Consider the following 10,381-nt stretch of genomic DNA (forward strand, 5'->3'; position numbering starts at 1 on the left):
TCATTATGTCAGGCGCTACGGTATTCATGGCTGAACCTCGCATCGTACAGTTTTGAATAGTGGTACTCTTGCCCAAGAAAAGCACCCACCAGAATCAGAGCCGTTTTACGAATACCGGCACTGCGTACCTGTTCAGTAATGGTTTCCAGTGTTCCCCGCACAATCTGTGAATCAGGCCACGTTGCCTTATAAACCACAGCAACCGGTGTTCCCTGTTCATAACCGCCCTGAATTAACCGAGCAACAACCTCCCTGATGTTCTGTACCGAAAGGAAAATCGCCATTGAGGTTTGATGAGCGGCAAAGGCTTCCAGTGTCTCCTGCGGGGGCATGGGTGTTCTGCCTTCCATACGGGTAATAATTAAACTTTGGGCAACTTCGGGGACCGTGTACTCCACCCCTAATTGCGCGGCTGCGCCAAGAAATGAACTCACGCCGGGAACAGAGATAAAACTGATCCCGTGGTTTTTCAGCTCCTCCGCCTGTTCACGAATAGAACCAAACAGCGATAAATCTCCCGTTTGCAGACGAACCACCAATTTTTTCCCTTTCACGCCATTCACCATTAATTCGGTGATCTCTGATAACGTTAATCCGGCACTGTCATGGCATTCAGCATCGGGTCGGCTATAACTCAACAGCTCGTGATTAATCAGTGAACCGGCATAAATCACTATCTGAGCCTGACGTAATAATTGATATCCCTTTAGGGTAATCAGGCTCTTATCTCCCGGCCCGGCACCAACAAACCAGACTTTTTCGGTGTCAAAGCTGACGTTATCCATTCTGTACCTCCTGACCAGAACTCTTCAGGCAGGACAATAGATAAGTCGGATTGTTAGGCTTGAAATAATGCCCCTGTCCTAATGCTGTCAGTTCCCCCACCTGAATTTCACGCCCGTCCAGCTCAGCTACAGAACACGCTCCCAAATAGGATAATGCCTGTGTGAAGTTTTCTAACAGAATGAAAGTCATGACCAAACGCCCGCCTGAATTCAGATTGAGCAACGCCCAATCAATAATTCCGGTCAGATGCCCACCCGTTCCGCCAATGAAAATAGCATCTGCACTGATTTCCAGTGGCACAGGGGCTATCCCCGATTTAATACGAACCTGATGGCAGGAAAAATGCTGAACATTTTCAACCAGTAGCCGTAGTGCATCTTCTTTGCGCTCAATGGCGATAATATCCAGTGCGGGATAACGCAGTGCTGCTTCAATACTGACGCTTCCCGTACCTGCACCGACATCAATAAAATGGCGGGCGTTTTCCAGTTGCAAACGTTCCAGTGCCAGCGCTCTAACCACTTCTTTGGTCATTGGAATGCGATGACCACGCAAAAACAGTTCATCTTTCATCGAAATCACCATTCAGGATAATCACGACATTCAGACCATAATGAATGTCGCCACGTTGCTCGATCTGCTCTGCGGTCAGGCAACGAATGTGTTCATGTTTGTGGGATAAATTTTCACCAATCACCATGCAACGCTGTTGCCCTCGCGCCAGAATTTCCTGTGCGATCTGGTAAGGGCCAATAATGTTATCCGTCACCATGGCGATCTTTTCGTGTTGGAGTAACCAGTCAAAATCTGGCTTGCGACCATGACTGCTGGTGAGATAAATGTCATTCATATCCAGCAACATTTGCGCGCACAAATACTGGACTGAACTGATACCGGGAATAATGCGGATATTTTTTCTACCATTATGCTGGTCATCAGCATTTGGTTTTTTTATAAAAGATAGCTTTGAAAAATGCTGGCTAATCCGTTTACCGATGCCATAGAAAAGCGGATCACCTGAAGCCAGTACAACAACTTTCCGATGCTGATTCTGTTCCAGCCACTGCATTAACGTATCCATATCAGCATTTATAGGATGGGTTTCACCATCGAAGTAAGGAAATTCGGCAAGATGGCGTTTTCCTCCAACCAGTACATCGGCCTGACTGATAACATCCAACGCAGACAGTGTCTGATTTTCTAAAGCACCCGGGCCAACTCCCACAACTGTGATCATCGGCTGCCCTCCATAAAAGTCCGCGCTATCTGGTCTACAGACCGGTTACAACCTAATACCTGATTATCAAAGGAGAATAAAATGGCGTCACACTGTGGCTTACTCTTGGCGAAACGCAGCATTTGGTCGATACGCCAACATATTTTCTGCGCTATCTGCTGATACACTCCCTGCCAGCCCTGTTCAGCGATCAATTCAATGGCTGCTTCAGTGGTGTCACACTGATCCACCGCCTGAATCAGTTCGAAAGGGGCACCCATTAAGGCCAGATTGGCAATCAGCGTCTCCATGCGTCCATCGGCAATATGGCTGTGAGTATGAAAAATACCCGCGGCAATTTTCACTAATTTGCCGACATGCCCGACCAGTACGATATGGCGGAATTCCAAACGTACTGCTTCCTGTAACATGTAACCGACAAAGTTACTCATGGTGACGACATAGCTGGTATCAATACCCAACTGCTGGCTGACAAAACGTTCCCCATGATTACCCGGCACAAAAATAATGCGATCCAGCCCACTGGCACGTTTCGTTTCTAACTCCAGCGCCAGTGAGCGTTTCCAGCTCTCTTCTGACATCGGAGTTACAATGCCTGTTGTACCGATAATCGAAATTCCGCCCTTAATTCCCAGTCGGTCGTTATAAGTTTGCTTCGCTCGCTCCTCACCTTCAGGTGCAAAAATGATGATATCTGCCCCCCGATTCGGACCGATTACCTCCCGTACCGTCTCTTCTATGGTCTGACGCGGGGTTTTATTGATTGCCGCCCAGCCTATAGGCAACCCGACTCCCACCCGCGTTACCCTGCCAATACCGCCACCGCCATCCAGTGTGATAACACCGCTGTCGTTCAGGGATACCCGGGCAAAAATCAGCATCCCATGAGTTGCGTCTACGTCATCACCACCATCTTTGCGGATAGCCGCGACAGCTTGATCGCCTTCAATCAAGGGTTGTTCAATATTCAAAGCCAGAGTGATGCCGGAAGGTGTGACAATTGAAACCTGATGGATAATCTGCTGACGCAGGATCATTAACGCAGCCACCTTTGCCGCAGCGGTCGCACAAGAGCCGGTTGTATAGCCTTTACGATACTGCTTTCCTCTGTGCCAGACTGTACCGAGTTCAATGAGATCATTCATAGTTTACCTCTGGCATCCGGTACAGAATCGCGTTAATTATCGCAGCCGCAATATTACTGCCTCCTTTACGGCCTTTTGCTGCAATACAGCTTATTCCGCTATGGATCAGGGCATTTTTTGATTCTTCTGCCCCAACAAACCCAACCGGTACACCGACGACAGCAATGGGGGCAATTTGATGTTCCATTAAACGAAACAAGGCTGTCGGAGCATTGCCAAAGATAAAAATCTTCTCTCCCGGTTCTTGCAGAGCCAGATCGACAGCCGCCATCGAACGCGTAATTTGCTGCGCTTTTGCCATGTGAATAGTACGGCAATCACTGACATAGCAACGGCATTTGCTTCCATACTGAGCCAGACGGGTTTTATTGATGCCAGACAGCGTCATAGTTGTATCGGTGTATAGGGTACAGCCACGCAATATGCCGTTACGAATAAGCTGAAAAACATCAGGGGAAAAGTAGAGAAGATTAAGCCAGTCAAAATCAGCAGTGGTATGAATGACCCGTTTGATGACCGCTTCCTGCTCCTCATCGGCAAAGTGAAAATCAGGATATGATTCGGAAATAATCCGGCTGATGATATCGAAACTATTTTTTTCGATCTGTTGAGGCTGTCGGATGTAATCACTCATGTTGTTCCCTCCTTATATCATCACGCTGAACAGGCTATACAGCAGGGCAAAAAGCAAAAGCGCCATGACTGATGCTACTTGCATTATTCGAACAGACTGAGGTATATCGTCTGGTGTGACTTCGCGCTTTTCATCACCAATCCACGGCTTTTCGACCAGCTGGTTAAAGTAGACATTCGGCCCACCCAAGCGGATACCTAATGCTCCTGCCATCGTTGCCTCTGACCAGCCGCTATTCGGGCTGCTGTGCTGGTAGCGGTCACGCCAACCAATACGCAATGCCTGCCGAAAATCCAGTCCCTGCCATTTTGCGGCCATTGCCAAGAGAAGCCATCCAAGACGCGCAGGTAACCAATTCGCGACATCATCCATACGGGCTGAAAACATTCCTATTGCCTGATAACGGGGCGTTTTATATCCCACCATTGAATCAAGGGTATTGATTGCCTTATAAGCCATAGCAAGTGGAACGCCGCCAAGCATTAAGAAAAATAAAGGAGCAATCACGCCATCCACGCTATTTTCAGCTACAGTTTCAATCACAGCGCAGCTGATTTGTGGCGGTTGTAATTGAGAAGTGTCACGGCCAACAATTTTGGCAAGCTCCTGACGGCTGATATCCAAATTATTGTGATCTGTAGCTTCCTTGCACAATGCCTGATAAACAGTATTTGCTGCATCGCTCAGGCTACGTCCTGCCAGCATGGTATAGATCAGCCAGATTTCCGCTACACATCCCAGCCAGAACATCAGCCCATAGGCCAGTTGCAAAAACCAATAGCTCGCCAGCCAAGTACTCCCCACAACGACAAGCCATAGCAGCACACCACCCCATTTCAGACTGGCTTCGGTCTGACAAACCCGACGAATAAATTGCTCAGACCGGCTGATAAGCTGCCCTATCCAGCGTACGGGATGAGGCCAATGAAGAGGATCACCCAATTTCATATCCAGAATAAAAGCGGAGAACCACAATAAGACGGTCATAACAGCCTCCGGGCCAGCATTAACCAGCGATGGAGCAAATGAGGCCGTTGGGAAAAATGGATATGCAGATAACCCGCCAGTGTATTGCCATTCAGGTAACTGCCCTGCCAGCTTTTCTGGATTTTCTCTGAGGCTTCTTTGGTATTTGTTTTCTTAATACATTGAAAAACCGCAGGCTGAGCCGTAATAAAATCTGAGTAATGAAATTCATGCCCACGCAATGTTTCTCCCTTCGCAATTAAAGGCGTATCGCACATTGCCGTGGCTTCGCAGTAACCAAAGCGTTTCAGGTGATCATCCATCCGGCTTTCACCAGAAATCAGCCCCACCATGCTATGCCGTACACCATCCGTATCAATCAGGGCATCACCGAGGTACATCAACCCCCCGCATTCTGCATAAATGGGAATACCTTTCTGATGTGCCTGACGTAATGCTGTATGCATGGCGTAGTTGGCAGCTAAAGTGCTGGCATAAATTTCAGGATACCCTCCCCCCAGATAAACCATCTGACATTCAGGGAGTTGGTGATCATGCAGAGGACTGAAACGTTTGATTGATACACCGGCCTTTTCCAATAACAACAGGTTATCCGGGTAATAAAAGTGAAATGCTTCGTCTTCTGCCAGTGCCAGCGTTAAACCCCGCCCTAGAGTAGGATCAACCAAAGAGCCTATATCGCCTTTTGGCAGCGAAGATAACCGGGTTAAATCCAGCAACTTATCCAAATCTATCGAGTCTGTAACCTGCTGAGCAAGACGGGACCAGCGTTCAGCATGTTGATCTCGCTGTTCTTGCGCTGGAAGCAACCCTAAATGACGAGAAGGAAGTGTCACTTCAGGCATAACGGGAAGCCGCCCCAAAACAGGAATACCGCAGTAATTTTCAATTGCCTGTTTTAAAAGCTGAAAATGACTATCCCGATTAACGCGATTAATCAGTACACCTGCAATATTCACTGCCGGATCAAATAGCTGAAATCCCATCACTGTTGCAGCAATCGAGGTGGAAACAGCCTTACCATCCACCACCAAAATTACCGGACAACCCAATTGCTTTGCCATCGCTGCACTGCTGCAATAGTCAGGATCTGTACCATAACCATCATACAGCCCCATCACGCCTTCAATGACGGCAACATCGTAATCAACTATAGCTTCGTTAAATAAACCATTCAGGATAGGTTCCGGGAGCATAAAAGCATCAAGATTCCGTGAAGCAACTCCCGTTACTGCACAATGCCATCCACCATCCAGATAATCAGGCCCGATTTTGAACGGTTGTACCCGTAGTTCTCGGTTTATCAAGGATCGCATAATGCCCAACGTTACCGTCGTCTTACCACATCCGCTGCCTGTACCTGCGATGATAAAAGCATATTTCTGTTGCATGTGCTTACCCCAAAACATATAAATTCTGATTTGATATTAAAATCAGATTTAGTTTTTAAGACTTTCTTAGTTTTAATCTTGTATTAGTAATAGGATGTTAAATTCATGCATTCCTAATCATTGACATATATCAAACAAAATGACTTTTAATTAACCCGCCATATAACAATTAATATTCCACTGATAATATTAATGACAACCTCTAATAATTATTTATAGTGAGATAAAATGAAAAATGACACATAACAACAATGAGGTGGCAATAACAACCAGTAGTGCATTGATATTTTTAGTTTAAAAATAAATACCGTTTATCTTTAATTAAATTAACTTCACATAAAACACTTTAATTTAAAACGATAACATCTAATCTGAAAAATATTCATCATCAAAAAATACGAAAGTTGATTTGAATCAATTTCAGTTGTTCAGCATTGCAGTAATAATTATCAACATATTTATATTGTGTATAGTAAAAACCCTGAGATAAAGAAAAATATAATTTCATTATATTTTACATCCATAGAGGTCATCTCATGAATAAAGGATGTGTATGGTTAGTCGGTGCAGGTCCCGGCGATGTGGGTTTAATTACAGTCAAGGGATTACATTGCATTCAATCTGCTGATGTCATTGTTCATGATCGTCTCGTTAATCCTGAACTTATTGCTCAAATACCCGATCACTGTGAAATTATTAATGTCGGTAAAGAACATGATTATCACCCTATTCCACAAGAAGCGATTAACGAAATTCTGGTAAAACATGCTCTGGACGGAAAACGAGTCGTGCGCTTAAAAGGCGGCGATCCTTATGTTTTCGGTCGTGGGGGAGAAGAAGCAGAAATTCTGGCGCAATATGGTATTAAATTTGAAATTGTTCCGGGGATCAGTTCCTCAATTGGCGGATTAGCCTATGCAGGGATCCCGGTCACTCACCGTAATTACGCATCCGGTTTTCATATAGTGACCGGGCACACCTCTCAGGAAGACAAACAACAAAACTGGAAAATACTTGCTCAACTGGAAGGCACTCTGATCATTTTGATGGGAATGACCCGCCTGACAGATATCTGTCAGCAATTAGTTCAGCATGGTAAACCCTCGACAACGCCAGCGGCAGTCGTTATGTATGCCAGCCATCCGAAGCAGGAGAGCGTTATCGGCACACTGGAAACACTGGCAGCAAAGGCAGAAGAAAAGGAACTGCATGCACCTGCTCTGATTGTGATCGGTGATGTGGTTAATTTAAGTGAAATGCTGGCCTTCTCTCCCTCTTATCTGAATCTTTCTTCGCTTTGCCCTACACTGGAAGGTTCTATTGACGGAGTAATACCATGAGTGAACATGGCGGCAATATTATCGGCATTTCTCAACAATATGGTCTTTCAGCCGATGCACTCATTGATTTCAGTGCCAATATTAACCCGCTAGGCCCGCCGGAAAGCGTTAAGACGTTGATAAAGAATAGTCTGGCCGATATTGAAAAATATCCCGATGTGGAATATCGCTATTTACATCAGGTAATTGCAAAAACGCATAAATGTGATGTGACAAAGGTTATTGCAGGCAACGGTGCAACAGAGCTGATTTATGTCATTGTCCGTTATCTTAAACCCAAACGCGCTCTACTTCTTACTCCGGGGTTTGCCGAATATCGACGGGCTTTGCAGCAAATCGGAACAAAAATCATCGACTATCCATTAACAGAAGAAACTGGATTTCAGCCTGATTTACGTCTACTGGATATGCTTGCTGCGATTAAACCCGATTGTTTGTTTATTGCCACGCCCAATAATCCCACGGGGTTAATGCCGGATAATCAAGTCATACAGGCGCTGGTGGAATATTGCGAGAAAAATGGAATTTCGCTGATTGTCGATGAATCCTTTATTGATTTTTTACCTGATAACCGAGGATTGAACCCTCAAATTTCGACCACAAAACATCTCTATATATTGCGTTCAATGACAAAATTTTTTGCTATTCCCGGGCTACGCTTAGGTTATTTAATCAGCGGAAATACAACCGTTATTGCAGAGATGAAAAACAGACGTGAGCCGTGGTCAATTAACGCTTTTGCCGCAAAAGTCGGTGAAATTTTATTTGATGAGCATGACTATATTGCTGCGACACATCAATGGCTTAAATCACAGCAACATTATTTATGGAACCAACTTTCAGCTTGTTCTGAACTGACAGTCTGGCCGCCATCAGCCAATTTTTTGTTTTTTCGTTGTGAGCGACCTGAGATTGATCTGTGGCATGCCTTACTGAAACATCAGTTGCTAATCCGCCATTGTAAAAATTATGCCGGACTAGATAACCGTTACTATCGAATAGCCGTACGCAGTGAGTGGGAAAATCAGCGCTTAATTACAGCCATGCAAAAAATATTTTCTTATAGCTAAACACGGAGCGCTTCAATAAGGTGATAAGTGATAAAGGCCTCTTTGCTACGGCAATATTTATCACTATCATTATTGCAAACTTTAACTATTTGCTTTTTAAGCTCTCCATATTTTTTCGCAATATTAGAGTGTTGCTTTAAATAATCACGAAAAGCTAAATGATCTACAATACGTGGATTACCGACCTCAAAAGCATGTATGTGGTGAGTCCGATTATCGTCCCCTTTCTGGAAATATCGCCTCCCTGCGATACCATTTTCCCCTTTCGCTTTATAACCATGAAGAAACATAATATCTGAATAACTGTCCAGTAAGTTAATATCATTCACTTCAACTAAAATATCGATAATTGGTTTTGCAGCAAGATGTTCAACACTAGTACTACCTATATGATGAATCTTAGATATATTTTTGTTCAATATATCAAGTAACAATTCAGCTTCTTTTTGGTACAGAACAGGCCACTGAGGATTGTAATCAACGACTTCAAGTATTCTTTTGCTCATATGTATCTCATCAGTACAAAGGTATTATTGAGTAATAAGAATACATTTATAGTAAAAATTTACCACGCAATCCTATCAGATTTCCGAACGGATCTTCTAATTGGCACATTCCTAAATTATTTTCAATTTTCATCGGTCCCCTATATAGTTTCGCACCTATTTCTTCGAAGTTATGAATAGCTGATTTAAGACAAGGGACTGACCAATACAGAACAGTACCATTTTTTCCAGCATAAACTTTTTCATCTGCCTGAACTATTTCTAGAATAAAATTTCTTATTTTTAATATAGTAAAGTTAAATTCTTTCAAATAAATACTTTCTGCTTCTGGAAATGCCTGTTTATACCATTCCAAACCCTGACTAACATCAGGTACAGGGATCAGAAGCGTAGCTGGTTTTATCATGAATATGCTCTCCTTGATAAAATTATCAGATAATTAAAACCGTACTCAACGTAACATCATACTCAGTTGAAAACTCCGAATACTTTATTTTTCTTTTTTTAAAAACAAAACATTTTTAAAAGTTGGTGTATTAAGTAGCGCAGCATTACTTCTTGCAGCCTGTGATGCCTTAGATCCTGAAAGCAATAAAAACAAATTCTATTATAGCAACCCAACAAACAGCACTATCACATTTAAAATTGACGATAAGGATTACACCATCGAACCGGGGATCAGCGGAAGTGTAAAACTGTCACCGGGAGTACATTATCTTGATAATAATAAAGGTAATAAATCTACCTTTATGGTACTGGAGCACAATAATGGCGGCATCCTCAATCCGAACAATTATATGTATTACACCTTATCAGAAGTATATGCGTTAAAGGGGCAGGCTGATCGTTTCATGCCTGCAGAATATGAGGTTACTATTAACGGACATGAGCTTGAAATGCCATTAAGAAGTAGTAACGCAGCAGTTATTGATGGCAATATCTTTAACTGCCAATTTCCTTTAGGCAAACCATTCCCAGAAGAAATTAATCTTTATGATAAAAAATCGCAGGGGAAAATAACCTCAAAATGTTTTGATAAACCAGAGTTATTGCAATACTTTTTAACAGAATACGATGAAAAGTTCACTCCTGAGACCAAAGCTGATGAAAACAACGATACTGTGAATACGGTATTTGATTACACTGTACCTACACCGCAATTTAAACACGCTGATGTGCAGAAAGAGGTCATGCTCCCAATAGTTAGATCTGTTATGAAAGATAGTATTCACGCTCAATGAACGTACCTACCACTTTGTCATGCATCTCTTCGGATTTGGAATAA

General features: G+C 43.5%; 12 protein-coding genes. 3 read left to right on the forward strand and 9 right to left on the reverse strand.

Going from position 1 to position 10,381, the window contains the following annotated elements:
* Nucleotides 1–8 precede the first annotated feature (8 nt).
* From AACS92_RS05145 to AACS92_RS05175, 7 genes are read right to left on the reverse strand one after another with little or no spacing between them, the layout of a single operon-like run.
* Nucleotides 9–785: a cobalt-precorrin-4 methyltransferase gene (locus AACS92_RS05145; protein ID WP_099110265.1), complete on the reverse strand. Its 777-nt coding sequence runs from the start codon at nt 783–785 to the stop codon at nt 9–11.
* Nucleotides 778–1,359: a decarboxylating cobalt-precorrin-6B (C(15))-methyltransferase gene (locus tag AACS92_RS05150; RefSeq protein WP_099110266.1), complete on the reverse strand. Its 582-nt coding sequence runs from the start codon at nt 1,357–1,359 to the stop codon at nt 778–780. Before AACS92_RS05150 ends, AACS92_RS05145 begins: the two co-directional genes overlap by 8 nt.
* Nucleotides 1,349–2,023, reverse strand: coding sequence for a cobalt-precorrin-7 (C(5))-methyltransferase (locus AACS92_RS05155; protein ID WP_099110267.1), 675 nt, complete (start codon nt 2,021–2,023; stop codon nt 1,349–1,351). The genes AACS92_RS05150 and AACS92_RS05155 overlap by 11 nt, the downstream gene beginning before the upstream one ends.
* Nucleotides 2,020–3,168, reverse strand: coding sequence for a cobalt-precorrin-5B (C(1))-methyltransferase CbiD (cbiD, locus tag AACS92_RS05160; RefSeq protein WP_099110268.1), 1,149 nt, complete (start codon nt 3,166–3,168; stop codon nt 2,020–2,022). Before cbiD ends, AACS92_RS05155 begins: the two co-directional genes overlap by 4 nt.
* Entirely contained in the window at nt 3,161–3,802 is a 642-nt protein-coding gene (locus AACS92_RS05165; protein WP_099110269.1) for a cobalt-precorrin-8 methylmutase, read from the reverse strand. The genes cbiD and AACS92_RS05165 overlap by 8 nt, the downstream gene beginning before the upstream one ends.
* A gap of 12 nt (nt 3,803–3,814) precedes the next feature.
* Nucleotides 3,815–4,789: an adenosylcobinamide-phosphate synthase CbiB gene (cbiB, locus tag AACS92_RS05170; RefSeq protein WP_099110270.1), complete on the reverse strand. Its 975-nt coding sequence runs from the start codon at nt 4,787–4,789 to the stop codon at nt 3,815–3,817.
* Nucleotides 4,786–6,180, reverse strand: coding sequence for a cobyrinate a,c-diamide synthase (locus AACS92_RS05175; RefSeq protein ID WP_099110271.1), 1,395 nt, complete (start codon nt 6,178–6,180; stop codon nt 4,786–4,788). Before AACS92_RS05175 ends, cbiB begins: the two co-directional genes overlap by 4 nt.
* Before the next feature lie 536 nt (nt 6,181–6,716).
* On the opposite strand from AACS92_RS05175, the gene cobA reads away from it, so the two are divergent.
* Nucleotides 6,717–7,520: a uroporphyrinogen-III C-methyltransferase gene (gene cobA / locus AACS92_RS05180; RefSeq protein ID WP_099110272.1), complete on the forward strand. Its 804-nt coding sequence runs from the start codon at nt 6,717–6,719 to the stop codon at nt 7,518–7,520.
* Nucleotides 7,517–8,590: a threonine-phosphate decarboxylase CobD gene (gene cobD, locus AACS92_RS05185; protein ID WP_099110273.1), complete on the forward strand. Its 1,074-nt coding sequence runs from the start codon at nt 7,517–7,519 to the stop codon at nt 8,588–8,590. The genes cobA and cobD overlap by 4 nt, the downstream gene beginning before the upstream one ends.
* On the opposite strand, the gene AACS92_RS05190 is transcribed toward cobD, so the two are convergent.
* On the reverse strand, nt 8,587–9,096 hold the full coding sequence (locus tag AACS92_RS05190) for a GrpB family protein (protein ID WP_099110274.1): 510 nt from the start codon (nt 9,094–9,096) through the stop codon (nt 8,587–8,589). The genes cobD and AACS92_RS05190 overlap by 4 nt on opposite strands.
* A 46-nt stretch (nt 9,097–9,142) precedes the next feature.
* On the reverse strand, nt 9,143–9,502 hold the full coding sequence (locus AACS92_RS05195) for a glyoxalase/bleomycin resistance/dioxygenase family protein (protein ID WP_241537950.1): 360 nt from the start codon (nt 9,500–9,502) through the stop codon (nt 9,143–9,145).
* A 343-nt stretch (nt 9,503–9,845) separates the two neighbouring features.
* On the opposite strand from AACS92_RS05195, the gene AACS92_RS05200 reads away from it, so the two are divergent.
* Nucleotides 9,846–10,337, forward strand: coding sequence for a hypothetical protein (locus AACS92_RS05200; RefSeq protein WP_099110275.1), 492 nt, complete (start codon nt 9,846–9,848; stop codon nt 10,335–10,337).
* Nucleotides 10,338–10,381 lie beyond the last annotated feature (44 nt).

Source organism: Xenorhabdus sp. KJ12.1 (assembly GCF_963876495.1).
In the GTDB taxonomy this organism is placed as follows: domain Bacteria; phylum Pseudomonadota; class Gammaproteobacteria; order Enterobacterales; family Enterobacteriaceae; genus Xenorhabdus; species Xenorhabdus stockiae.

Bases quoted from the DNA above. Each gene is read 5' to 3' on its own strand.
- AACS92_RS05145 (WP_099110265.1), bottom strand. From the start codon at position 785: ATGGATAACGTCAGCTTTGACACCGAAAAAGTCTGGTTTGTTGGTGCC.
- AACS92_RS05150 (WP_099110266.1), bottom strand. From the start codon at position 1,359: ATGAAAGATGAACTGTTTTTGCGTGGTCATCGCATTCCAATGACCAAA.
- AACS92_RS05155 (WP_099110267.1), bottom strand. From the start codon at position 2,023: ATGATCACAGTTGTGGGAGTTGGCCCGGGTGCTTTAGAAAATCAGACA.
- cbiD (WP_099110268.1), bottom strand. From the start codon at position 3,168: ATGAATGATCTCATTGAACTCGGTACAGTCTGGCACAGAGGAAAGCAG.
- AACS92_RS05165 (WP_099110269.1), bottom strand. From the start codon at position 3,802: ATGAGTGATTACATCCGACAGCCTCAACAGATCGAAAAAAATAGTTTC.
- cbiB (WP_099110270.1), bottom strand. From the start codon at position 4,789: ATGACCGTCTTATTGTGGTTCTCCGCTTTTATTCTGGATATGAAATTG.
- AACS92_RS05175 (WP_099110271.1), bottom strand. From the start codon at position 6,180: ATGCAACAGAAATATGCTTTTATCATCGCAGGTACAGGCAGCGGATGT.
- cobA (WP_099110272.1), top strand. From the start codon at position 6,717: ATGAATAAAGGATGTGTATGGTTAGTCGGTGCAGGTCCCGGCGATGTG.
- cobD (WP_099110273.1), top strand. From the start codon at position 7,517: ATGAGTGAACATGGCGGCAATATTATCGGCATTTCTCAACAATATGGT.
- AACS92_RS05190 (WP_099110274.1), bottom strand. From the start codon at position 9,096: ATGAGCAAAAGAATACTTGAAGTCGTTGATTACAATCCTCAGTGGCCT.
- AACS92_RS05195 (WP_241537950.1), bottom strand. From the start codon at position 9,502: ATGATAAAACCAGCTACGCTTCTGATCCCTGTACCTGATGTTAGTCAG.
- AACS92_RS05200 (WP_099110275.1), top strand. From the start codon at position 9,846: ATGGTACTGGAGCACAATAATGGCGGCATCCTCAATCCGAACAATTAT.